Source organism: Tatumella citrea, assembly GCF_002163585.1.
GTDB classification, from domain to species: domain Bacteria; phylum Pseudomonadota; class Gammaproteobacteria; order Enterobacterales; family Enterobacteriaceae; genus Tatumella; species Tatumella citrea.
Map to the genome: position 1 here is coordinate 1,924,515 of NZ_CP015579.1, position 23,747 is coordinate 1,948,261.

19 protein-coding genes are annotated in these 23,747 nt (G+C 50.9%); 6 read left to right on the forward strand and 13 right to left on the reverse strand.

Annotation, left to right across the window (positions count from 1 at the left end; translation table 11 throughout):
• Window positions 1–20 precede the first annotated feature (20 nt).
• From fhuB to fhuF, 4 genes are read right to left on the reverse strand one after another with little or no spacing between them, the layout of a single operon-like run.
• Complete coding sequence (fhuB, locus tag A7K98_RS09165) at window positions 21–1,982, reverse strand: Fe(3+)-hydroxamate ABC transporter permease FhuB (protein WP_087488276.1); 1,962 nt, start codon at window positions 1,980–1,982, stop codon at window positions 21–23.
• Window positions 1,975–2,904, reverse strand: coding sequence for a Fe(3+)-hydroxamate ABC transporter substrate-binding protein FhuD (gene fhuD, locus A7K98_RS09170; RefSeq protein ID WP_087488277.1), 930 nt, complete (start codon window positions 2,902–2,904; stop codon window positions 1,975–1,977). Before fhuD ends, fhuB begins: the two co-directional genes overlap by 8 nt.
• The gene (locus A7K98_RS09175) at window positions 2,894–3,706 is read right to left on the reverse strand and encodes an ATP-binding cassette domain-containing protein (RefSeq protein ID WP_087488278.1); all 813 of its coding nucleotides are present in this window, start codon (window positions 3,704–3,706) and stop codon (window positions 2,894–2,896) included. The genes fhuD and A7K98_RS09175 overlap by 11 nt, the downstream gene beginning before the upstream one ends.
• Before the next feature lie 4 nt (window positions 3,707–3,710).
• Window positions 3,711–4,382, reverse strand: a complete 672-nt coding sequence (fhuF, locus tag A7K98_RS09180; RefSeq protein ID WP_087488279.1) for a siderophore-iron reductase FhuF — start codon at window positions 4,380–4,382, stop codon at window positions 3,711–3,713.
• A gap of 171 nt (window positions 4,383–4,553) precedes the next feature.
• Here fhuF and A7K98_RS09185 point away from each other — a divergent pair, with 171 nt between their 5' ends.
• The 3 genes from A7K98_RS09185 to A7K98_RS09195 all read left to right on the forward strand — a co-directional run bounded on the left by A7K98_RS09185 (window position 4,554) and on the right by A7K98_RS09195 (window position 11,108).
• A complete protein-coding gene (locus A7K98_RS09185) occupies window positions 4,554–6,755 on the forward strand; it encodes a TonB-dependent receptor (RefSeq protein WP_087488280.1) in 2,202 nt (733 codons plus the stop codon).
• Between the two features lie 63 nt (window positions 6,756–6,818).
• A complete protein-coding gene (locus A7K98_RS09190) occupies window positions 6,819–8,471 on the forward strand; it encodes a multidrug ABC transporter permease/ATP-binding protein (protein ID WP_087488281.1) in 1,653 nt (550 codons plus the stop codon).
• Window positions 8,472–8,912: 441 nt separating this feature from the next.
• A complete protein-coding gene (locus tag A7K98_RS09195) occupies window positions 8,913–11,108 on the forward strand; it encodes a TonB-dependent receptor (RefSeq protein ID WP_087488282.1) in 2,196 nt (731 codons plus the stop codon).
• Window positions 11,109–11,224: 116 nt separating this feature from the next.
• Here the strand turns inward: A7K98_RS09195 and A7K98_RS09200 are convergent, their stop codons facing one another.
• From A7K98_RS09200 to A7K98_RS09210, 3 genes are read right to left on the reverse strand one after another with little or no spacing between them, the layout of a single operon-like run.
• Window positions 11,225–12,580, reverse strand: coding sequence for a cytochrome c (locus A7K98_RS09200; protein WP_087488283.1), 1,356 nt, complete (start codon window positions 12,578–12,580; stop codon window positions 11,225–11,227).
• A gap of 11 nt (window positions 12,581–12,591) precedes the next feature.
• Window positions 12,592–14,196: a GMC family oxidoreductase gene (locus tag A7K98_RS09205; RefSeq protein WP_087488284.1), complete on the reverse strand. Its 1,605-nt coding sequence runs from the start codon at window positions 14,194–14,196 to the stop codon at window positions 12,592–12,594.
• Between the two features lie 52 nt (window positions 14,197–14,248).
• Window positions 14,249–14,752, reverse strand: a complete 504-nt coding sequence (locus A7K98_RS09210) for a sugar dehydrogenase complex small subunit (RefSeq protein WP_087488285.1) — start codon at window positions 14,750–14,752, stop codon at window positions 14,249–14,251.
• A gap of 648 nt (window positions 14,753–15,400) precedes the next feature.
• Here A7K98_RS09210 and A7K98_RS09220 point away from each other — a divergent pair.
• On the forward strand, window positions 15,401–16,576 hold the full coding sequence (locus tag A7K98_RS09220; RefSeq protein ID WP_087488287.1) for a M20 aminoacylase family protein: 1,176 nt from the start codon (window positions 15,401–15,403) through the stop codon (window positions 16,574–16,576).
• 66 nt (window positions 16,577–16,642) lie between these two features.
• Here the strand turns inward: A7K98_RS09220 and A7K98_RS09225 are convergent, their stop codons facing one another.
• On the reverse strand, window positions 16,643–17,419 hold the full coding sequence (locus A7K98_RS09225) for a lysine/arginine/ornithine ABC transporter substrate-binding protein (RefSeq protein WP_087488288.1): 777 nt from the start codon (window positions 17,417–17,419) through the stop codon (window positions 16,643–16,645).
• Window positions 17,420–17,717: 298 nt separating this feature from the next.
• On the opposite strand from A7K98_RS09225, the gene A7K98_RS09230 reads away from it, so the two are divergent.
• Together A7K98_RS09230 and A7K98_RS09235 are read left to right on the forward strand one after the other, a co-directional pair.
• Window positions 17,718–18,563, forward strand: a complete 846-nt coding sequence (locus A7K98_RS09230) for a GNAT family N-acetyltransferase (RefSeq protein ID WP_232461612.1) — start codon at window positions 17,718–17,720, stop codon at window positions 18,561–18,563.
• Window positions 18,563–19,492, forward strand: a complete 930-nt coding sequence (locus tag A7K98_RS09235; RefSeq protein WP_087488289.1) for a 2-hydroxyacid dehydrogenase — start codon at window positions 18,563–18,565, stop codon at window positions 19,490–19,492. Before A7K98_RS09230 ends, A7K98_RS09235 begins: the two co-directional genes overlap by 1 nt.
• 66 nt (window positions 19,493–19,558) lie before the next feature.
• On the opposite strand, the gene A7K98_RS09240 is transcribed toward A7K98_RS09235, so the two are convergent.
• The 5 genes from A7K98_RS09240 to A7K98_RS09265 form a co-directional block, all read right to left on the reverse strand.
• A complete protein-coding gene (locus tag A7K98_RS09240) occupies window positions 19,559–19,849 on the reverse strand; it encodes a DUF1330 domain-containing protein (protein ID WP_087488290.1) in 291 nt (96 codons plus the stop codon).
• A gap of 121 nt (window positions 19,850–19,970) precedes the next feature.
• On the reverse strand, window positions 19,971–21,005 hold the full coding sequence (locus tag A7K98_RS09245; RefSeq protein ID WP_087488291.1) for an NADP-dependent oxidoreductase: 1,035 nt from the start codon (window positions 21,003–21,005) through the stop codon (window positions 19,971–19,973).
• Between the two features lie 102 nt (window positions 21,006–21,107).
• Window positions 21,108–21,704, reverse strand: coding sequence for a TetR/AcrR family transcriptional regulator (locus tag A7K98_RS09250; protein WP_087488292.1), 597 nt, complete (start codon window positions 21,702–21,704; stop codon window positions 21,108–21,110).
• Window positions 21,705–22,059: 355 nt separating this feature from the next.
• The gene (locus A7K98_RS09260; RefSeq protein ID WP_087488294.1) at window positions 22,060–22,674 is read right to left on the reverse strand and encodes a TetR/AcrR family transcriptional regulator; all 615 of its coding nucleotides are present in this window, start codon (window positions 22,672–22,674) and stop codon (window positions 22,060–22,062) included.
• Window positions 22,675–22,734: 60 nt separating this feature from the next.
• Window positions 22,735–23,652, reverse strand: a complete 918-nt coding sequence (locus A7K98_RS09265) for a LysR family transcriptional regulator (RefSeq protein WP_087488295.1) — start codon at window positions 23,650–23,652, stop codon at window positions 22,735–22,737.
• Between the last annotated feature and the right edge of the window lie 95 nt (window positions 23,653–23,747).

Consider the following 23,747-nt stretch of genomic DNA (forward strand, 5'->3'; position numbering starts at 1 on the left):
CACCGACGGGCGGTTAACCCTTATCCGCTGCTTTTACGACATAACAGCCAGACAAATACCGGCGTTCCAAGCAGTACCGCCATTACCCCTGCCGGAATCTGAAACGGCCAGATGACCATCCGCCCCAGAGTATCTGCCAGAATCATCAGAACTGCGCCTGTCGTCGCTGCGACAGGTAATGCCACGGCTACATGCCGGACGCCTGTCTGGCGGGTTACCTGGGGTGCCAGTAATCCGATAAAACTCATCGGGCCGAGCAGCAAAGTGGCGCAGGCACTCAGCACTGCACAGTAGACCAACAGCACCCCGGTGACCGGGCGCAACGCCAGGCCGAGCGAAGATGCCACCTGACTACCCAGCGGCAACAGCGTCAGCCAGCGGCTGAACAGCAGGGAGAGTGGCAGGGCAATAACCACAATCAGCAAGCCGCTCAGTGCCATCTGCGGAGTGGCTCCCCAGGCCGAACCGGAAAGCCAGCTGATAATCTGACTGGCATTAGGGGCACCACTGGCCAGTAACAGACTAATCACCGCTGCGGCCAGCGCACTTAACGCGGTACCAGCCAGCAGAATACGTGAAGACGATGAATAACTGCCGAAGGCAAAACAGATGATTATGGCGAGGCTCAGTAACGCGCCTGCCAGTGCCGCAGGGAAAATACCGATACTGCCGGTAGCAGGGAAAAAGATCAGCATTAACACCACGCCGCAAGCCGCACCACTGTTGACCCCCAGAACTTCCGGACTGGCGAGCGGGTTAGCGGTCAGCCGCTGCAAAATCACCCCGCCGATAGCCAGCAGAGCGCCGCAACTGCCTGCGACCACAGCCCGCGGCCACCGGAAAGCCAGAGGATCATGCCAGTTAAGTACCAGCCCATGAGCGTTGCGGGTAATACTTTCGGCCAGTAAAGTGACCAGCAGCAGTAACAGACCTGTCAGTACGTATTTTGTACCGGTCATCATCACGGTATGACGAACCGGGGGTCGTAAATCAGGAGTGGTTATAAACCGCGCTTTAGCAATGATAAACAGCATCAGCGGAATACCACCAATAGCCGTAATATTACCTGCGGTAAACTGGTAGCCGGCATACTGGCTGAGTACCGAGAGCTGATCACAGGCCAGCAGGACTAACGCACCAAACATCATCACCAGCAGCAGATGGCTGATAAAACGTTTATGAGGCAACAACCGACAGATCTGTGGGGCAAACAGCCCGATAAAACCGATGATGCCCACCTGGCTGACCGTCCAGCCTGCGGCCAGAGTGACCAGCAACAATCCCCCCAGCCGGATACGCTGGCTGCGTCCCCCGAGGCTGTTAACCATAGTGTCGGACAATCGCAGCAGATTCAGCGGTCTGGAAAAGAGTAACACCAGCAGCACGATCAGCAGCAGGACAGGAGCCAGCACCTTTGCGACCGACCAGTCATTCTGAGTCAGATTACCGCTGCTCCAGATAAACAGGCTTTGCAATTGTTCATGTCTGAACAAGGCAATACCGTTTTGCAATGCAGAACAAAACAAACCGATAATCAGTCCGGTCAGCAGCAGGGTCAGTGGGGATAACTGACGCTGGCTACTCAGCACAAAAATGATCAAAGCGCTGATCATCGCACCGGTCAGGGACAGGCCCTGACTCAGCATGACGCTGCCACCCAGCAGTGTAGCGACGGTCAGCCCCAGTTGCGCCCCCGATGCAATCCCAAGTGTGGCCGGTTCAGCTAACGGGTTTTTTAGCAACAGCTGGCATAACCATCCGGCCAGACCCAGGGAGGCTCCGGCCAGTAACGCAACGGCAATCCGTGGCAGGAAGCTGTATTGGAACAACAGCATACTTTGCAGCTGCAGATTGTGTGCCGCCAGGGGAGACAGAGACTCGCCATGCCCCGGAAAAAAATAGTGCAGGGTGTTAATTACCAGCAAAGTCACAACCACGGCAACTAACAGTAGAATAATCGGGACTACCGTGGATTTACGCATGCCACTCCTTTGATACCTGCGTCAGTGTTGCTGCAAAGCGCTGTGCTGAATAAAGACTGCCGTACAGCCAAACCGGCTCGACCAGCCAGCGCCGGTGATTCTGATTAAACGGCATTTTTTGCCAGACCGGTGAACCGGCCAGGCTGTCCAGTAAGGACTGATCATTATGAGAAAACTGCAAAACATAGTCAGCGTCACAAGTGAGTAACTGTTCTATCCCTATAATCACGCTGCCCCAGATACTGGTCGCTCCTTGCCACGCACATTGCAGGCCAAGATGTTGCAGTACTTCGCCAAAAATACTGTCCGGGGTTAAAACCAGCGCCTGGCGTGATGACATCAACGAAAACATCAGTATTTTCTTACCGGCAAAAGGTTGCAGTTGCTGGCGGTAAAGATCCTGTTGCTGTGCATAACCGGACAAATATTGTCGGGCCTGAGTTTGCCGGTCCAGTCGTGATGCCAGTTGCAGGATGTTATCTGTGGCTACACTGAGCAGCGATTTGCCGGCAACAGCAAACGGGTATTGCCACACCGGGGCAATCTGTTGCAGGCGGGGCACTGATAACGGCGAATGTTCAGGAAGGATCAGTAAATCCGGGGCTAAACTGGCCAGCAGTTCGAGGTTAGGTTCGGTACGTAACCCGAGTTCTGCAACCTGTGGGGGGATTGCCGGTTGGGAAACCCAGTTGTTGTAACCGGTAATATCACTCATTGCCACCGGAGTCAGCCCCAGAGCATACAGCGTTTCTACTGCGGACCATTCCAGTGCCACGGTACGAGGTGAAGTCCTGCCGGATAACTGACCGGCACGGGCAAAGGCGGGTAATCCCGCGGCAGCCAGCAGCAGAGCCGATTTCGAGATTAACTGCCTGCGGCTGTAATTACCTGACAGCAAAGGGTGGTAAACACTATCTGACATAACTGATCAGATCCCCGCTATCCGGATGATGAATAACTCCCATCGGGACGCTGTAAATCTGTTCCAGTCGTTGCTCAGTCATCAGGTCGGCCACACTGCCGTGGAAGATCTGCTCACCCTGTTTCAGGGCGACAAATTCGTCGCAAAAACGCGCCGCCATATTGATATCATGCAACACCATAATAACGGTTAACTGCCGCTGGCGGCACAGTTGCTGAATCACCGATAACACTTCTTTTTGATGAGCGATATCCAGAGCGGAAGTCGGTTCATCCAGTAATAAGCAGTGGCTGCCCTGAACCACACACATCGCAATCCATGCACGCTGACGCTCACCACCCGAGAGATTTTCGACCAGATGGTCGGTAGCCCAGCTCAGATCAACACTGGCAATCGCCTGGTCGATGGACTGCCGGTCATGCTCACTCATTTTACCGAGCGCACCGTGCCAGGCGTAACGACCAAGGGCGACCAGTTCTGCAACCGTCATTCCCTCAGCGGCAGGCAGACTTTGCGGCAGGTAAGCAACCTGGCGGGCAAATTCTCTGGCACCCCACTCAGAAAGCGGTTTGCCGTTCCATTGCACGGTACCGGAGAACCCCGGGTTTTGCCGGCTGAGCAACTTGATAAGCGTAGATTTTCCCGAGCCGTTATGACCAATTAATCCTGTCACCCGGTGAGGAGTAAATTCCAGGGATAGCGGTTTAAGTAACTGGCGATTATCAATACTGACCTGCGCCTGTGTCAGGCTAAAAGTTGCTGCCGCAGCAGCAGTTTGCTGATTATTCACGTGATGTCTCATGGGATTAATTTTTGGTGCATTTCTGCAACGGACAGGAGGGACATTTCTCAAATTCATCCAGCCGGAATATCAGGCAGCAATGGCGGCGCTGCATCTGTTCAGTGCCATCTTCCTTCACCACACTGCGCAGAGGAGAAAATAGCCGGTTGACCTGGTCATCGGCCAGACGAGGGGCAGAGAACAGCTCCTGCAATACCCTGACATCAGCCTGTTTCTCAATAGCTCGTTGCATTCCCTGCCATAGCCGGACGGCAGCATTGCTCCAGAACACGGTGAGATTATCGGCGGCAAATGCTGCCAGGGTCTGGCAGACAGGGGTGATAAAGCGGTGGATCAGAAGATCCAAATGCTGACGTTGCTGGCTTTCGGTCGGCGAGGCGCTGAGATTGCCACGATTAAGCCAGTGTTCCGGGCAGCCCCGGTCATTAATCTGCAGTTGTCCTCTGAATTCCCAGAGCGGGCAGGACTGATGTTCGCTACATAACTGATCCGCCCAGCCTAAAAGAGTGCCGGCGAAGTACCACTGTGACCATAATGACATCCAGGCAGTCTTCCCTGCGGCAGAGAGCGTCTGCCAGTGAGCAGGCAACAGGCTGCTGAACGTTTCCGGCTGGCAAACGATGCTGGCAGGAACCCCAGTAAATACCGGTTCAGCGGTGGTCTCCATTAATGACATGGCCTTTTTCCGTTATGCGCATTAAAATCTGATGAATAATAATGCAAATGATAAATAGTTACATTACTATCTTACGTTTTGTACCATTTTTAATACCTACTGTTGGAATATTTACATGCGACGACCATTGTCCTCGCTATTTGTGATTTTATTTCTTAACCAGGCAAAAAAATGAACAAACGCAACAACTCTTTTAAACCGGCAATGTTGAGTCAGGCGGTGCTGATGGCACTGCTACCGATCAGTACTTATGCGCTGGCGGCAGACAATACCAACACCAGCTCTGCCAGTAATACGCTGGTGGTGCGTGCCAAACCAAATGCAGATACTACTAATAACGGACAGGACCCGGTTCCGGCGTTCCTTGATGGCGGGATTGCCAACGGTGCACGGCTGGGCGCGCTCGGTGAGCAGAAAGCGCTGGATGTGCCGTTTAACGTAATCAGCTATACCTCAAAACTGATCGACAGCCAGCAGGCCAGAACCCTGGAAGATATCGTAACCAATGATGCTTCTATCCAGAACGTCCGTGGTTTCGGTAACTTTGCGCAGGGGTTCCGTATTCGTGGTTTTGATCTGGATGCGGATGATGTTTCGCTGAATGGTCTGTACGGTATTCTGCCGCGCCAGATTCTGCCACTGGAAGATGTGGATCGTGTGGAAGTGATTAAAGGCTCCAGTGCCTTTATGAATGGCGTCCCTGCTGCGGGCTCCGGGGTAGGCGGCAATATTAATATTGAATCAAAACACGCTAACAGCCTGCCAACCCGCCGTGTGACAGTGGATTACACCTCACGTAAACAGCCAGGGATTAGTGCCGATATCGGTCAACGCTTCGGTGACAACGATCAGTTTGGCGTCAGGTTTAACGTGGTTCACCGCGAAGGTGAAACTGAGATTCATAAAGAGAAGGATCGTACTACTGCTGCGTTCATTGGTCTGGATTATCATGGCGATAAACTGGAAAGCTCGCTGGATCTTGGTTACGTTAAATCGACCATCCATCACGGTCGCCAGGGAATTACGCTGGACAGCGGATTAACCGGCATTCCGGACGTACCCAGCCCACGCACTAACTATGGTCAGTCATGGAACTATTCTGATCTGACTACCCGTTATGCGATGATGAAAAATGACTATCATCTGAATGATGACTGGGTATTTTATACTGCGGTCGGTGCCAGTCATAACAATGAATGGTCGGCTACCGGCTCACCGATTGTCGAAGATTTAAAAGGTAATACACAGCTCTACCGGCTGGATACGCATTATACCACCGATACTATCAGTGGCCAGGCGGGGATTCGCGGTAAGTTTTACACTGGTGACGTCAGCCATCAGGTTAACCTGAGCTATTCCGGAATCTATAACCGGGCGGCCAGCGGATATCTGATGACCGGTTATATCCCGGGACCTAATATTTATAATCCAGGCTATGCGAATACTGAGGACTGGATATATTCAGGTAGTAATCTGAAGGCCCCTACAGTGAGTAGTCGTGCCGCCAATAACGGTATTTCACTGTCTGACACACTTGGTGTGCTGAACGATACATTGCTGTTTACTGCTGGTGCGCGCTATCAGACGTTGCGGGTGATTAACTACAATTATACTCCGGTGATTGCAAGTCAGTTTAATACACACCGCTGGTCTCCGGTTTACGGAGTAGTCTGGAAAGCTCAGGACTGGTTATCTCTGTATGCCAACCATGTGGAAGGTTTGCAGGCAGCTTCTTCAGCACCTTACGGTGATTCTAATTACGGTCAGATTCCAGGTATTATGCGCACCAGGCAAAACGAAGTGGGCATCAAAGTTCAGCGTGAGCGCTTCGGCGGAAACCTGGCTGTGTTCGATATGCGCAAAATGTACGGCACAAGCGTGAAGCAGACAGATGGCACCACGCTTTATACTCTGGATGGTGAACAACGTAACCAGGGCGTTGAGTTTAACGTATTTGGTGAGCCGATTCTCGGCTGGCGCATCAATGCCGGAAGTACCTGGCTAAAACCGGTGGTTCATAATACTCAGGATGGCAACGATGGTAAGGATGCGGTCGGTGTACCACGTAATCAGTGGGTACTGGGTTCTGAATGGGATCTGCCTGGGGTGCAGGGAGTGACTGTTTCCGGTAAGCTGCTGCATACCAGTCACCAGTACTACAATGATTCAAATACGATGAAGCTGCCATCCTGGACGCGGTTGGATCTGGGCGTGCAATATGTGATGCCGTTGCAGAATAACCGTCTGACCTGGCGTGCAGGTATCGAAAACGTGACCAATAAGAAATACTGGGCTCAGGTCGATCAGGCCGATGGTTATCTGGTGCAGGGAGACCCACGTACTCTGAAACTGTCAATGAGTGTCGATTTCTAATCCGCCCGTTGATATTCCTGTTAACCCGCCGGTATTCCCGGCGGGATTTTTTTACTGTGAATTATGTCGCTACTAAAATCGATTCTTAAACAACATTTCCTGGCGATCAGCGGCATTATCCTGCTGAATCTGCTCAGTGCCTGCCTTGGCATCTTCACCATTTCTTATATCAATCAGACACTGTCTCATGAAAGTTCACTGTATGGCGGGCTGGCCCGACTGGCAGGGTTGCTGATTCTGCTGTTATTGATCACCCTGGCGGCACAATGGACACTCACGGCACTTGGTCATCATTTTATCTGGCAAAAACGAAGCCGGATGATTTTACAAATGATGGCAACCCCACTGGATAAACTGGAACAGCAGGGCAATGGTGAATTACTGTCGCTGCTGGGGCCGGATATTCGTAATATTACTCTGGCATTTGTCCGGTTGCCGGAACTGATTCAGGGTGTGGTGCTGGGTGGCGTGGCTGTTATCTATCTTGGCTATCTGTCATTACCGGTACTGGCGATTGTGGTGGTCTGGATGGGCCTCACTTTTTATCTGGGATACCGGATGGTCGCCAGGGTCTATGAACATATCCGCCATGTCCGTGATTTTGAGAGTGATTTGCAGGATGTGTTTCAGGTAGTGATTCACGGTAAAAAAGAGCTGGGGCTGAATCCGGCCAGAGCCAGACATTTCTATGATAATGACTACCAGCAGGCAGCTCTGGGATACCGGCAACATATTATTCGTGCCGATAGTTTTCATCTGTCGGCTATTAACTGGTCAAATATCATGATGCTGGGGCTGATTGGCCTGATTTTCCTGGCATCTCAGGCACTGGGCTGGATCTCAGAAACCATTGCCACCTCGTTCTCACTCACTGTGCTGTTTATGCGTTCCCCGCTGTTGCAGGCGATAGGCGCCTGGCCGACCTTGCTGACCGGCGAGCTGGCGTTTAAAAAGATTAATGAGATTTTTCCGCCTCAGCCTGCGGAACAGCAGCGGGCTGCTGCACCGGTGCCGTCAGACTGGAAAACTCTGCACTGGGAGAATCTTCGCTGGAACTATCCGAAAACCGGATTTCAGGTAGGCCCGGTCAATGCCACTCTGCAACGTGGTGAAATCGTATTTATTATCGGAGCTAACGGTTCGGGGAAATCTACAGTCAGTCTGATGCTGGCCGGGTTATATCATGATCCACAGGCGCGGGTCTGGCTGGACGGAGAGCCGCTTGACAATGCGCGATTAAAATCGCTGTTTTCGGTGGTATTCACTCAACCCTATCTGTTTAAAACCTTGTTTGTCGATCCACAGCCGGGCGATCAGGCTCTGATGGAACAGTGGCTGGAAAAGATGGGGATGCAGGGCAAAATCAGTGTGGAAAACCATCATCTGAGTACCCTGGAACTGTCTCAGGGACAGAAAAAGCGGGTAGCATTGTTGCTGGCACTGGCCGAAAAACGCGACATTCTGTTTCTTGATGAATGGGCCGCCGAGCAGGACCCACAGTTCCGGCGCTATTTTTACCGCGAATTACTGCCGTGGTTCCAGGCTCAGGGCAAAACATTAATTATTATCAGTCACGATGATGATTACTTCGATGTTGCAGACCGGATTCTGGAAATGCACCAGGGACAGTTAAGCGAATTAACCGCTGAGCAACGGCTTAATGTTTCCAGAGATGTGATTTCTCAGCTGGGGCGCCGTCACACAGAACAGGGGTAACTAAACGGGCGCCCGGAGTCAGCCGGGCGCCTGCAGCAGAATCGTCTGTGAGTGCAGTTTGCGCCACAATTCCACCATCATTTCACCCGCTTTCAACTGCAAAGCTACGGTAACCTCCGCTATCATTCCGTTTTTTGTCATTACCAACAACAAACAGGCTACGCAGCCTTCCGGTAATATCCTGACACTGCCAGTGGTGCAGGGAGAAGGGGCCAAAATACAACACGTTAACCCTTTTATGCCGGTTAAGTGGTTATTTCAAATGCGTGAAATGGCCTTTTCTGCTGTCCGCAATAAAATCATCTGAATATTAATGCAAATGATAACAAGTTACATTACTATCTTACGCTTTATACCAATTGTTACCGGTTATGTTTAAAAACTTACACTTTGAAGGCATTCCCTTTCCGGTTAGTTCATAATTTTAAACCAGGCAAACAGATGAAAAGACGTGGCAGTAACCTTAAACCCGGCAAGCTGAGACAGGCAGTGTTAATGGCATTATTGCCGATCAGTACCTACGCGCTGGCGGCAGATAACAACAGTGCTAACAGCAAAGATAATACGCTGGTGGTTCGGGCCAAACCAAATTCAGATACTACCAATAACGGACAGGATCAGGTGCCGGCCTTTCTTGACGGGGGCATTGCTAACGGAGCCAGACTTGGGGTGCTGGGTGAGCAGAAAGCGCTGGATGTACCGTTTAATGTCATCAGCTATACCTCAAAACTGATAGTCAGCCAGCAGGCCAGAACGCTTCAGGATGTAGTTAAGAACGATTCATCCATTCAGAACGTCCGGGGCTATGGTAACTTTTCACAAGGTTTCCGAATCCGTGGCTTTGATCTGTACGGTGACGATATTGCAATGAATGGTCTGTACGGAATTTTGCCGCGACAAATTCTGCCACTGGAAGATGTGGAACGGGTCGAAGTTATTAAAGGTTCCAGTGCCTTTATGAACGGTGTCCCGGCTGCCGGAACCGGAGTGGGTGGTAATATTAATATCGAATCTAAACATGCCACCAGCGTTCCGACCCGCCGGGTGAGCGTGGATTACACTTCGCGTAAGCAGCCAGGTGTCAGTGCCGATATCGGACAACGCTTCGGTGATAATGATCAGTTTGGTGTGCGGTTCAACGTCGTTGATCGTGAAGGTGAAACTGAAATCCACAACGAGAAAGATCGTACTACCGGAGCCTTCCTCGGTCTGGATTATCATGGAGATAAACTGGAAAGCTCGCTGGATCTTGGCTACGTCAAAAGCTCAATTCATAACGGCCGCCAGGGTATTAAACTAAAAAGTACTTTGACCGAAATACCGGCAGTACCTGACCCGCGTACCAATTACGGTCAACCCTGGAATTATGCCGACCTGACGACCCGTTATGCAATGCTGAAGAATGACTATCATCTGAATGATGACTGGGTTTTCTACAGTGCAATCGGTGCTAACCATACCAATGAATGGTCAGCCAGTGCCTCTCCTGTGGTATCGGATCTGCAGGGCGATTCCACCATGAACCGGCTGGATACTCACTACACCGCCGACACACTGACAGGAATGGCAGGAGTTCGTGGTAAGTTCTATACTGGCCCGGTCAGCCATCAAATCAACGTCGGATACTCAGGAATTTATAATCGGGCGGCAAGTGCCTATGAGATGTCAGGTGCTTTTACAGGGCCAAATATCTATAACCCGTCAAATGTTTATGCCGGAGATATGATCTATTTCGGCGGCCACATGCAGGCACCATCAGTACGTAGTCGTACCACCAATAACGGTGCTTCATTCTCTGATACCGTTGGTGTATTAGACGATAAACTGCTGTTTACCGTAGGGACCCGTTACCAGAAAATTAGGGTACGTAATTATGAGTACACAGGAGCTGAAGATACCGATGCTGCGTTCGATGCACACCGCTGGTCACCGGTGTACGGAGTGGTGTGGAAAGCACAGGACTGGTTATCTTTGTATGCTAACCATATCGAAGGTTTACAGGCATCACCGGCGGCACCATCCAATTCACTGAATGCCGGACAGGTTCCCGGGATCGGTCGTACCCGGCAAAATGAAGTCGGACTTAAAGTACAAAGAGAGATATTTGGCGGAAATCTGGCCGTATTTGATATGCGTAAAATGGTGGGGCGGCTGGACAGTGACCAGTATTACCGTCTGACCGGAGAGCAGCGAAACCAGGGTATTGAAGTTAACGTATTTGGTGAACCGATCCTTGGCTGGCGTGTTAATGCTGGCAGCACGTGGCTGAGACCAGTAATGCATAATACCAGTGACGGCTCCAGTGGTAAGGATGCCGTGGGTGTTGCACATAATCAGTGGGTGCTGGGTTCGGAATGGGATCTGCCAGGTCTGCAAGGCGTAACGGTCTCTGGTACATTAATTCATACCAGCCACCAGTATTATGATATTGAAAACACGATGAAGTTGCCTTCCTGGACGAGACTTGATCTTGGGGTACAGTACGTGATGCCGTTGCAGTCTACCCGACTGACCTGGCGTGCAGGTCTTGAAAACGTCACCAATAAGAAATACTGGGAAACCGTTGGTCAGAGCAATGGCTATCTGACTCAGGGCGATCCGCGTACGGTGAAACTGTCAATGAGTGTCGATTTCTAATCTCCTCCTGCTATATTTCTGTTAACCCGTCGGTAACTCTGGCGGGTGTTTACTTAGATAAAAAAGGCGTCCGGGGTTAACCGGACGCCTGTGTCACTCAGCAAAGTTAAGCCGGTTTAACGGCGTTTACGCCGCGATTTAACCATCACTCCGCCCACTATCAGCAGTAATACCACGATCACCGCAGCTATCATCCCGCCTTTGGCAATCGCCAGTAACGGAGATGGTGCTCCACCTTCCCGTAATACCTTAACTCTGTCTGCGGTGGTCTGAACACCGGCATCGCCAAAGGTTTTAAACAGGTAGTTGGTCAGGGTGGCAATCTGTTGATCATTCATGGCAGTTTTAAACGACGGCATAGCCTGGCCCTGAGTCGGAGTCAGGCCGTCCAGGATAGCCATGACTGCGTTATCCGCTACCGGACGATGCAGCGCGGCGTTACCATATAAAGCCGGTAAGCCATTGCTGCCCTGACCAGAGGCCTGGTGGCAGGTGGAGCAGTGAGCTTCATACAGCTTCGCGCCATCAGAAGCTGTTCCATTCATCAGCGCAAAATCGGACACTACCGGGGCACTGGCAGGTACCTGGCCCGGAGCGGCATTGGCTGACTGAGGCTTCACGGAACGCACATAGGTCACTATCGCATTAATATCTGACTGAGAAAGTTTACTAAAGCTTTTATCGATAGCTTCCAGCATCGGGCCGCCAGCCTGAGAACCGTTCGGTGAACGACCGGTAGACAGATAAGTGGCTAAATCACTGGCTGACCATTTGCCAATCCCTGCATGGGCATCCGGGGTAATATTTGGTGCAAACCAGGTACCGAGAGAAGCACCAGCCAGCGCCTGGCCAGACTCTTCAGCCATCAAAGCATTACGCGGGGTATGGCAGGTGGAGCAGTGAGCCAGACCCTGAACCAGATAAGCGCCGCGGTTCCATTCTGCTGACTGGTTACTGTCTGGCGTAAATGGTTTGTCTCCGGCAAAAATCAGGTTCCAGCCCGCCATCGACAGACGAATATTGAACGGGAATGGCAGGGCAGTTTGCGGGCCTTTCTCATCCACAGGCGCAACGCCATGCATGAAATAAGCATACAGAGCCTGCATATCCTCATCGGAAATTTTGGCATAAGAAGTGTAAGGCATCGCCGGATAGAGATTGGCGCCGTCTTTTCTTACTCCCTGACGAACCGCTTTTTCAAACTCCTGCAGCGAGTAATCGCCAATGCCGGAGGTTTTTGACGGAGTGATATTGGTGGAGAATATCTTGCCAATCGGTGTGGCAATAGCCAGACCGCCGGCAAAAGGTTTTCCTCCGCTGGTGGTATGACAGGCAGCACAGTCACCGGCTACCGAAAGATACTGTCCTTTTGCGATCAGGCTCTGAGCATTGCTGTCTTCAGCCATGGCGGCACTATTCAGCATGATCCCGGCCAGGGCACCCGCGATACACAGGGAAAGCAGTTTTTTCATGATGGCTCTCCTCAGATTTTGCCAAGAATGGCGTCAGCGGTGCGTAAGCCCAGAGCACAGGCGGTCAGCGTGGAGTTAGCAGTGGCCACTGTTGGCATCACCCCGGTAGACACCATATACAGGTTGTCGTATTCCCAGGCTTTACCCACATGGTCGGTCACTGAGGTTTTTTCATCGGTGCCCATTGCCAGGGTTCCGGTGATGTGTTGGTTGTTGCTATACACACCCGGAGTCGAATAACGGACATTCGTGGCACCCAGCATGCGGGCGATATCGGCATAGACTTCCAGCGAGTGCTGCATGCCTTTCTCGATATATTCATCAAAAGAGTACGAGAACGCAGGAACCGGCAGACCGAGGGCATCTTTTTTACGGGTGCTCAGCATGGTGCGGTTTTTCGGATCAGGTAACTGCTCCAGAACGTTTTTAATGCTCAGTTCATGTGAGGCGCGATACAGAATAGCGCTGTCCAGATCGGCTCCGGTCAGGCCTTCTTTAATCGCTCCGGCAGTAACACCGGCAACCCGTGAGGAGTTAGAGATATCAATACGGAAAGCCGCTGACTCTGAACGGAATGCACCATCACGCAATTGCTGGATAGATGAAGGGCTCATCGGTCCACGACCTGGCCAGAGAGGCTCGTCTACGTAGAAAGTTGCGGAATTCGACGGGTGATCCATCAGATTACGTCCCAGCTGATCATAGTTATTGCATAACCCATTCGGGTTTTTATCATCGGCTGACAGCATCAGAATACGTGGGGTTTCGACAGCGTTAGCCGCCATCACGAAGATTTCAGCTTCGACACGATGCGATTGTTTATTCCAGTCATAGTAGTGCAGAGCAGTAATTTTACCGTGACTGTTATGTTCAAGCTTATAAACAACTGCCTGAGGGATCAGTTTAACCCCGGCAATCTCAGCGGCAGCAGCAGCAATACCGCCGTGATACTGTGCATCAATCGGGCAGATTGGCATACAGTTATTATTGCCGCAACACTGTGGACGACCGTCATAAGGAACGGAGTTACGACCGGTGGTGTTGGTCAGAACTTCATATTTGGGTGCCAGTCGCGCGGTGACCCGTTGTTCAAGATAAGACATTTTCACCCCTTCCATCGGATAGGGATGCTTGCGCGGCGAGTATTTAGCCATTTCTGCAGGACCGGAAACACCCCACAAAATCTCGGCTTCATAATAATAGGGTTCCAGATCTTCATAACTGATCGGCCAGTCACGACCCACGCCATACTGTGATTTCAGTCGAAAATCATTCGGAACCAGGCGCCAGGCCTGAGCTGCCCAGTGCCAGCTGGTGCCACCGACAACACGCAAATATTCCGGCTTGTAATCTTTAGGCCCTGTCTGGTCTAAATAGCCGTTATCTTCCGGCTTATAGTCAGGAAATGGTGCGATTTCAGAGTTTGGGTACGGGGCGATAAAATCGTCTTTACGTGCCGAATGGCGAAAATTGCTGACAATCTGGTCACGCTGAATACGCGGACCTGCTTCCAGCATCAGAACTTTACGTCCTGCCAAAGCCAGTTTTCTGGCTGTTAACGAACCTACAACGCCGGAACCAATCACGACGATGTCAGTAGAAATAGTCTCAGACATTCCTTCACTTCTCACAGTTTATAAGTTTGATCACGCTTGCTGAGCGTCGGAGTTAAAAAGGTTTTGTGGCCCAACTGCCATAGGCGCCATAGGCGTAGGTAGGCGGGTTCAGCACCGATGCAACTTCCTGATTTGCCAGAGCATCGACATAGGTGACGCAGACAGCTTTGTCGCCGCTGCCGGCAATACCCAGATACCAGCCGGTCAGAATCAGTGCCGGTAATCCGGCCAGATCCGCGACAGAGCTGTCGGCGGTCAGACGTTTCTGCAGGTCAGCTGCCGGGACGGAATTAGCAGTGATCCACTGTTTCAGGCGAGCCAGTTGCTGTGGGAAGCGGCTATCAATTTTCGTGAAGGCAGAAAAAAGCGCGCTACTAAATTCAGCCGATAAAGTATTGCGGCCGGTTAACAACCTGGATATATCGTTAAAGTCGCTGTTTGCAGGAGTATCCGCGAATGCCGGTAAAATACCAGACGGAAGTAATGTTGTGGCGGCCAATGCCCCCATCCCCTGCAATATGCGCCTGCGCGATATCATATTTAACATATCAATCATTCAGGCTTCCTGATGTTATTTATTTTGCTCACTGAAAAGTGTGTAAAAAGAGACACGTTGCGTATTTAAAGTTAACAATTTTGCATCGGTTAACTAATAACGGCCGTTAGTATAATCATTTGCGTAACGCCAAAACACACAGATTTTAACAGTGCTGTTAAGCAAAAACGGACAGGGGGTGGAGAATAGGTGATCTTGTGGAAGCGGTTACACTGCCTGGTACAGAGCGTTTTTGGAAAATAAATCAATAAATCATGTTGTTGCACAGGCTGTCTGATGCGACGACTATCATTCCTGAAATGTTAAAAGGATAACAAAAACCCCACAGACTGTAATGTAACAAAATAATACAGAAATGGTTGCTACCGGGTGCAATTTTTTCGCTACCGGGTGCAATAAATTTACGCAATCGGGTGCAAAAAAAATGCCGACGGTTGCAAAGTTTTTCACCGGCGGTGAACAGCTGAAAACTATTCAGGGCGATATATTTTATCTTTTTTAAACCCCATATTTTTATCGCAGCTAATAAGATTAAAAAAAACGATAAAATATAAGCTGCAGGCGGCGAATTCTGCTTATTTTTTAGAAAATGCCTGATATTCTGAGAGTGGAAATGCAAACACAATAAACAGAACAAGAGAGAGCACTATGTCAGACTTTGTTATTCCGGGAATTAAACGCTATGAACCCGAGATGATTGCTATTCGCCGCCATCTGCATGCACACCCGGAACTGAGCCTTGAAGAATATGAAACCAGTCAGTTTGTGGCAGAAAAACTGACAGAGTGGGGTTATCAGGTAACCCGTGAGCTCGGGAAAACCGGGCTGGTAGGGTCTCTGAAAAAAGGCACTTCTGACAAATCGATTGGCCTGCGTGCTGATATGGATGCACTACCGGTTCAGGAAGCGACAGGATTAAGCTACGCCAGTACCCATCCTGGCAGAATGCATGCCTGTGGCCATGATGGTCACACCACCATATTACTGGCCGCTGCCAGGTACCTGGCGGAGGATGAGTGTCAGTTTGACGGTACTGTACATCTTATTTTTCAGCCGGCAGAAGAGGCGATTGGCGGGGCAGACCTGATGATTAAAGACGGTCTGTTTGAGCGATTTCCCTGTGATGCAGTCTATGCGCTGCATAACCGTCCGGGTTTAACCGCCGGTAAATTTGGTTTTTATGCCGGACATTTTATGGCCTCGGCAGATACAGTGAAAGTGACGGTGCAGGGCAAAGGGGGCCACGGCGCTCATCCGGAAACCACGGTTGACCCTATTCTGGTTGCTTCAGCGCTGGTTATGTCACTGCAAACGATTGTTTCCCGTAATGTTACCCCGGGTGAAACGGCTATTGTTACTGTGGGTACCTTTCATGCAGGATTTGCCTCAAACGTAATTCCGGAAACTGCGGAAATGGAACTGACAGTAAGAGCAATGAAGCCGGAGGTGCGTGAATTACTGATCCGCCGGATTCACGAAATTTGTGAGCTGACTGCGAAAAGCTATGGTGCCAGCGCCAGTCTGCAGGTCTATGAGTCTTATCCTGTGCTGACCAACAGCGATAAGCATACGGCTGAGGCCAAAGCACTGGCTATCGAAGTTTTTGGCCGCGATGCAGTTGAAGACAATATTATTCCATCTACCGGTAGCGAAGATTTCTCCTTTATGCTGGAAAAACGTCCGGGAACCTATTTTTTGTTGGGGAACGACGGGGAAGGGAAACAGGGATGTTCACTGCATAATCCGGGCTATGATTTTAACGATCAGATTATCTCTGCCGGAGCATCATTTTTTGTGAAACTGGTTCAGCAACATTGCCGTTAACCGGCCTGGCCGGTCGCTGTTTTGTGGTTACAGATTAAATCCCCGGCCAGCAGGCCGGGGTAAATATTACATCTTCGGATAGACACTGAAGGTGAAGTATTTTTTCTCAATACGATCGTATTCACCGCTTTTATGAATCGCAGCAATCGCATTGTTGATTAGCGTCAGACGCGCGGTATCTCCCTTGCGCAGGCCAATCCCTGATCCCTGACCAAAGAACGCCTTATCTTCCGGTTTCGCGCTGATAAAATAACCTTTGCCTTGCGGGGTTTTCAGGAAGCCATTATCCGCGGTCACTGCATCAGTCAGCGTACCATCCAGACGACCTGCCACTAAATCAGGATAGACCTGATCCTGGTTCGCATAAGAAACCACCTGAACTCCGGCTGGTGCCCATTTGGCTTTAGCCCAGGCTTCCTGGGTTGTTCCCTGAGCAACACCGATAGTTTTGCCTTTCATGGTCGCGACATCGTCGGTGATTTTACTACCCTCTGGCACGACCAGAGCATTTGGGGTGTGATAGATCATGTCAGAGAAGGCAATCTGTTGTTCACGTTTTTCAGTGCGTGACATGGAAGAAAGGATGGCATCAAACTTTTTGGCCTTCAGAGCAGGGATAAGTGCATCAAACCCCAGTTCTGTCCATTCACATTTTACCTGTGCCTGTTTGCAAATCGCATTACCGATATCAATATCGAATCCCTGCAGAGAACCATCGGCGCCTTTAAATTCGAATGGCGGAAACGTCGGATCGACGGCAAAACGTAATACTTCCTGAGCGCTGGCAGTAGCACTGACACAAAACAAGCCGGCCAGAAAAACGGCAGATACGATTTTTTTCACTGAATTATTACCTTACTGAGTTATGAATACCCTGAACCGTGATATTCCGCTTCCGGAGAAGCAGACCACGAAATCACACTATCCGGCGAGTGTCTGTCCACGCTCACCGGACATTCGATAGTAAAACAATCGTATATTGTGAACAATCATTAATGGATGTTTACATCTCAGGCAGGGTTGAGCCTGTTTTCCGCCGCCTGGCGGTGACAAAGATGATTTACCCCAAACGGTTAAGCGCTTATGCTGAAGCTCAGCTTATGTTCTGGCTGTGGAAATGAAAATCGTCTAAGGAGTCCGGATGAGTTTTGAGTTGCGTCGTATGGAGCCGGAGGATTTACCTGCCGGATACCGGCTGACCCAAATGATGCACTGGCCACACCGGCTGCAAGACTGGCAACAGGCACTTTCACTCGGAGAGGGCGTGGTTGCTGTTCAGGATCAACAGATTGTCGGTTGTGCGCTGGTCTGGCGTTGGGGAGAACAGCGCAGCACCCTGGGGCTGGTGATTGTTGATCCTGCGGTTCAGGGCGCCGGGATTGGTAAAGCAATGTTAAGTACTCTGCTGGAAAAAGTCGCCGGCACCAATGTTCGGCTGCATGCGACTGAGGCAGGTAAAGGCTTGTATCAGAAATTTGGTTTTACTGTACAGGGTACTGTCCACCAGCATCAGTTTGCACAACTGCCGGTTTTGCCAGCACCAGTGCTCGCAAAAGAACAGCAGATTCGCCGTCTGAATGAAGGGGAACTGCCACAGATTATTGATTTTGACCAGCAGGCTCACGGGCTTTATCGACCGGCACTGTATCAGCAATTATTTGCCTCAGAAGCCTTGTGGGTGCTGGAGCAACAAGGAAAGATCGACGGTTTTGTTTGTCTGCGTAAATTTGGACATGGATATCAGGCTGGCCCCTTAATCGCCCGCAATGAGCGGGATGCGAGACTGTTATTTAGTCATTGTGCCGCTTCGCTGGCGGGCGAGTTTTTGCGTATTGATACGCATGGAGATACCTCATTTTCTGAGTGGCTGACAGTGTGCGGGCTGCCGATAGTTGACACCCCGTTACTGATGATTCGTGGTATGCCACCCGTTAAAACTGAAGGTGGCATGCTGGACTTTGGGTTTATGACACAAGCGATGGGCTAATGAGCATTGTTTATTATCATTCGAACACAGAACGCGGACAAATCTGGAAAACCTGGCTGGCAGAACATGCCCCGGACCAACAATTTTTTATCTGGCCGGAGGCCGGAGACCCACAGGCAGTAAAGTATCTGGTGTGCTGGGAAATCCCGCCTGATTTACAACAGTTATTTCCTAATCTGCAGGTGATCTTTTCGGTAGGCGCCGGAGCAGACCAGTTCAATTATTCATTGTTACCGGAAGGTGTCAAAGTAGTAAGAATGATTGAGCCAGGCCTCAAACAGGATATGGTGGGCTATATTACTTTTTCGGTGCTTGCCTTACAGCGTGGTATGCCTCGTTATCTGCAACAACAGCAACAACAACTCTGGCAAAAACATCCGGCACCACAGGCGGAGCACTGTCGGGTCGGCATTCTGGGGTTGGGAACGCTGGGTCAGGCAGCGGCCAGTCAGTTAATCTCGCTGGGATTCAGCTGTGCCGGCTGGAGTCGCACGGAGAAAACCATTTCCGGGGTACGTTGCTGGCATGGTGATGAGCAACTGGCAGAATTTCTGGCGAACACTGATATTCTGGTGTGTTTGTTGCCACTGACCGCACTCACCCGTGGGATTTTATGCAGCTCTTTGTTTGACCAGTTACCAACAGGAGCTTCGCTGGTTCATGCCGGAAGAGGCCAGCAACTGAATCATGACGATTTGCTGCTGGCACTGGATAGCGGGCAGTTAAGCCATGCGATAGTCGATGTGACCGATCCCGAGCCATTACCGGTAGGCCATCCGTTCTGGTCTCATCCCGGAATCTGGCTGACGCCTCATATGGCCAGTGAAACCCGCTCTGAATCTTCAGTAAAAGTGTTACTGGAAAACATTCTTCGCCATGACCGTGGAGAAGAAATGAGCGGGGTGATTGATCCCCACCGCGGCTACTAAATCATCAGTAGCGTGAACGCATTTTTCGGGTCGCTGTCACAGCGTGCTGCTGGCAGCGACCTGCAATTATGCGATTCCGTCAGTCAGTACGACGCGATACTTCGCACCTTTCAGACGGTGCTGCTTCGCTTCCTGGTAAGCAGGGCTGTAATACCAGGCTTTAGCCGCCTCCATATCCGGAAACTTCAGTAATACCACACCTTCAGTTCCCGGGCCTTCCAGTGCTTCTGCCGCGCCGTAAAAAGCCAGCGGGGTCATCGGATGGTCGCCGCGTGCTGCAGAGGCTTTTTCGCTGTAAACCTGCATTTCGTCCTGATCAACGGTTTCATCGCGAATAAAAATTACGTAAGCAGTCATCTTATTGTCCTTCTGATTTACCAGATTAAATTTCAAAGTTACTGCGCAATCGGCCAGTAGCGTTTGGTATTCACCGCCGGATGACCGGAGGCTTTACTGTGACTATCCGTCTTTGCGGTTGTCAGTCAGCAGCGACTCGTATCACCAGCTTACCGTGATTGTGACCCTGTAACATTCCACTAAATGCCTGTGGGGCTTGTTCCAGCCCCTCAACAATATCCTCGCGATAATAAATTTTATCCTGACGCAGCCATTCTGCCATCATGGTACGAAACGCGGGGAAATGCGGGGCATAGTCATCAAAAATGATAAAACCCTGAATGCGGATACGTTTTTTTAACAGAGAGCTAATAAATGCCGGCAGTCTGTCAGGACCCTGCGGTGAATCAGTATTGTTATAACGTGCAGCCACACCACAGACCGGAATTCTGGCTTTGGGATTGAGTAAAGGAACTACCGCGTCAAATACCGCTCCGCCGACATTTTCAAAATAGATATCGATACCTTGCGGGCAAGCCTGGCGTAGTTTTTGCGAAAAGTCCGGGTCCCGATGGTTGAGACAGAGGTCGAAACCGGCATTCTCTGTGGCGTCACGGCATTTTTCATCACTACCGGCAATACCGACTACGCGACAGCCTTTCATTTTAGCTATCTGACCCACCGTACTTCCTACCGGCCCGGTGGCGGCTGCAACCACCAGCGTTTCGCCGGATTTCGGCTGACCGATATCGGTCAGACCCATCCAGGCGGTAAAGCCTGGCATACCAGCCACACCCAGTGACAATGAAGGATGGTCAGGGTGGGAACCCAGATTTATCACCGTCCCTGCATCTGCCACCGCGTAATCCTGCCAGCCTGCATAAGCCAGTACCCAGTCATTGGGCTTAAAATCAGGATGCCCGGAACTCACCACGCGACTAATCGTGCCGCCAACCATTACTGCGCCAACCTCGACAGGGGCAGCATAAGAAGGAGCATCGCTCATCCGGCCCCGCATATAGGGGTCGAGTGACAAATAAACCGTTCTCAGTAACAACTGACCATCTTCAGGCTGCGGGATATCAATGGTTTCCAGACGAAAATTATCTTCAGTCGGACTGCCGTGTGGTCGCGAAGCCAATACCCAGCGGCGGTTAGTCCCTGTTGTCTGTTGCATAAATACTCCTGCTTTCAATTAGACCAGTCGTCTTGATGTTAAGCAAAAAGCGTCTGTTGAGTAAGAGCAGAGGCACTCAGTCGCACTAATTGGCAAGTGAAATCAGCACTCCAGCAAGCGCCGGGTCAGGGTCATTGCGGACTGCAAAGGTAAAATATCTCCGGAAATTTTCCCTAACATACTGGCGCCTATCCATAACTGGTAGAGATTTCTGGCGAACATCAGGCTGCCTTCCGGCGGTATACGGAAATTTTCCTGGTTTGCCAGCATATCCACCAGCATTGACAGGCGACGAATAATTTCACCGGTGCCGCGGTCCAGCACTTCACGCATGCTGTCAGACAGATCACTGACTTCTGAACCCAGTTTGACCGCCAGGCATTTATGCCCTTTAGGAATATGCTGACTGTCCGTTTCCAGCCAGTCTTGCCAGTAAATCATCAGGCTCTCTCTGGCACTCAGATTCAGGCTCATCAGCCGGTCCATATCTTCCATATAACGGCTGAAATAGTCCTCCAGCATCGCAGCACCAAACTCTTCTTTAGAGGAGAAATAGTAATAAAAAGAGCCTTTCGGTATGCCGGCGGCGGTGAGGATTTCGTTGAGTCCGACCGCAGCAAACCCCTTGCAGCTGATTATGTCTTTTGCAACCTGCAGAACACGCTGCCGGTTTTCGGCAACGGAGGATGATGTATTCATAGGACTATATACCTCTTAACGCGCTTGCGGTCCGGTAAACCGCCGGGCCCGGTGCCGGTAATCCGGTCGGCCCGCAGTATAGGGGACTGACCGGATAACAGGGTAGCCCGGCTGTGCGATACTGCGAATTCGCGGGGGAGAATCATAAAACAGCAGCAGGCTGGAAGTCTGCTGTGCGGGATAATGACCAGCATGATCAGGCAGTGAACCACTCACATCATAATCTGCTTCAGACTGACGGGTGATTATGCGCGTGGTCCGGCACCACCGTTTAGTCAGCTATCTGAGCCGGGTGACTTTTGTAGACCGGCTATGGGTTAAATCCGGGACAAGGGTGAAGCCGTAACAGAATGCCTTACGGCAGGGTCAGCTTCAGTATTGTCTGGCGAATATCATCAGCCTGTTGCAGGGAGAATCCGGATTTACCCAGCACCCGCAACCCCTGAGAAACAGCCACCAGTAGTGACGCGGTGGCCTGCGGGTCAAGATCTGCTCTGACCGAACCGTCAGTAATCCCTTGCTGCAGGTAGCGCACAAACCGCTGATGGTAGCGTTTCATCAGCCGGGCTATCTGAGCGGCAATCTCAGGGTCTCCGGAGGCCAGTTCGCTGGCGCTGGTAACCACCAGACAACCAAGCCTGCCTGTTTCACCACTGCTGTTGGCCAGGTAGTGATCCAGCAAAATCCTGATATGTTGCATGCCATTACCGGCAGTTGACAGGGATGTTTCAAGACGCTGATTGTTAATATCCACATAGCGGGTCAGTGCCGCCAGAAACAGCCCGCGCTTGTCGGTGAAGGCTTTATACAGGCTTCCGGCTGTCAGCCCGGTTGCCTGACTAAGCAGGCTGATTGATGAACCGTGATAACCGGCCACAGTAAACTGGCGGATTGCTGCATCCAGTACCTGGTCATAATCAAATTCACGGGGACGGCCAACGGCACGTTGAGTTTCAGAAGAGGTTTTCATCCGGATATATTAGGAACCGATCAGATCCTAATCAAGCCGTATTTGTCGCATCTGAAAAAATCATTCACTGCCTGGCTGCTGGCGGGTAATTTTTCGCAGGTAATCACTCAGACCGTTGTACAGTTGCCGAACGGCGGGGGAAAGTTGCTGGCGATGTGGGCAGATCAGATACAGCGGGGCCGCTTCACCGGGGATTTCCGGCAAGACAATCTCAAGCCGCCCGGCCTGCACATCACTGCTGACATCAAGCCAGGATTTATAAACGATTCCACGCCCGTCCACCGCCCAGCGCCGGACAATGTCGGCATCATCACATTGCCAGCGACTGTTTAAACTTAACTGACGAAGCTTACCCTGTTCAGGGAATTGCCATTTGTCATAGACGTGACCATTCAGGCTATACACCAGGCACTGATGATGATGTAGGTCATCCAGTGACCCGGGAGTGCCATGTTTTTTCAGATATTCCGGCGAGGCTGCCAGAACCCGACGATTACTGTCAGCCAGTACTCTGGCCACATAACTCCGGTTGTCCGGAATGCCATAGCGTATTGCAACATCAATGGGATCACGAAAAACATCACTCAGTTGATCTGATACCGATAACTGTAGTGTTAATCCCTGATGTTGCTGACAGAAATCGCTGATCCAGGGTAATAACAGATTACGTCCACAGTCTGAAGGCAGGGCAATCCGCAATGTTCCCTGTAGCTGATCTGTGCCGCTTTTCAGACTTTGCTGGCCTGCCTGCATAACGGATAACATTTCACTGGCAAACGGCAGATACTTTTCGCCTTCTGCGGTCAGTCGCAGATTACGGGTAGAGCGGGCAAATAAACGCGTATCCAGCCGCTGCTCCAGTCTGGCGATAGCGGCACTGACCTGACCTGGCAGCAAACCCGCCTCTCTGGCAGCATTAGAAAAACTGCCGAGTGCGGCCACGCGGGTAAATAACCAGATATCTTCAAGACGTACCATTTCAGCTCCGTAATCTGTTTTTCCGGTGAATTAATTACAATATTTTTCGCCGGAATGTATAGCTATTTTCACAATAATAGTGAAAGTGCTACCCG

Excerpts from the sequence above, each read along its gene's own strand:
- A7K98_RS09185 (WP_087488280.1), top strand. The coding sequence starts at position 4,554 with ATGAACAAACGCAACAACTCTTTTAAACCGGCAATGTTGAGTCAGGCG.
- A7K98_RS09205 (WP_087488284.1), bottom strand. The coding sequence starts at position 14,196 with ATGTCTGAGACTATTTCTACTGACATCGTCGTGATTGGTTCCGGCGTT.
- fhuF (WP_087488279.1), bottom strand. The coding sequence starts at position 4,382 with ATGTCATTAATGGAGACCACCGCTGAACCGGTATTTACTGGGGTTCCT.
- A7K98_RS09175 (WP_087488278.1), bottom strand. The coding sequence starts at position 3,706 with ATGAGACATCACGTGAATAATCAGCAAACTGCTGCTGCGGCAGCAACT.
- A7K98_RS09245 (WP_087488291.1), bottom strand. The coding sequence starts at position 21,005 with ATGCAACAGACAACAGGGACTAACCGCCGCTGGGTATTGGCTTCGCGA.
- A7K98_RS09190 (WP_087488281.1), top strand. The coding sequence starts at position 6,819 with ATGTCGCTACTAAAATCGATTCTTAAACAACATTTCCTGGCGATCAGC.
- A7K98_RS09260 (WP_087488294.1), bottom strand. The coding sequence starts at position 22,674 with ATGAAAACCTCTTCTGAAACTCAACGTGCCGTTGGCCGTCCCCGTGAA.
- fhuB (WP_087488276.1), bottom strand. The coding sequence starts at position 1,982 with ATGCGTAAATCCACGGTAGTCCCGATTATTCTACTGTTAGTTGCCGTG.
- A7K98_RS09235 (WP_087488289.1), top strand. The coding sequence starts at position 18,563 with ATGAGCATTGTTTATTATCATTCGAACACAGAACGCGGACAAATCTGG.
- A7K98_RS09230 (WP_232461612.1), top strand. The coding sequence starts at position 17,718 with ATGAGTTTTGAGTTGCGTCGTATGGAGCCGGAGGATTTACCTGCCGGA.
- A7K98_RS09220 (WP_087488287.1), top strand. The coding sequence starts at position 15,401 with ATGTCAGACTTTGTTATTCCGGGAATTAAACGCTATGAACCCGAGATG.
- A7K98_RS09250 (WP_087488292.1), bottom strand. The coding sequence starts at position 21,704 with ATGAATACATCATCCTCCGTTGCCGAAAACCGGCAGCGTGTTCTGCAG.
- A7K98_RS09195 (WP_087488282.1), top strand. The coding sequence starts at position 8,913 with ATGAAAAGACGTGGCAGTAACCTTAAACCCGGCAAGCTGAGACAGGCA.
- fhuD (WP_087488277.1), bottom strand. The coding sequence starts at position 2,904 with ATGTCAGATAGTGTTTACCACCCTTTGCTGTCAGGTAATTACAGCCGC.
- A7K98_RS09240 (WP_087488290.1), bottom strand. The coding sequence starts at position 19,849 with ATGACTGCTTACGTAATTTTTATTCGCGATGAAACCGTTGATCAGGAC.
- A7K98_RS09200 (WP_087488283.1), bottom strand. The coding sequence starts at position 12,580 with ATGAAAAAACTGCTTTCCCTGTGTATCGCGGGTGCCCTGGCCGGGATC.
- A7K98_RS09265 (WP_087488295.1), bottom strand. The coding sequence starts at position 23,652 with ATGGTACGTCTTGAAGATATCTGGTTATTTACCCGCGTGGCCGCACTC.
- A7K98_RS09210 (WP_087488285.1), bottom strand. The coding sequence starts at position 14,752 with ATGATTGATATGTTAAATATGATATCGCGCAGGCGCATATTGCAGGGG.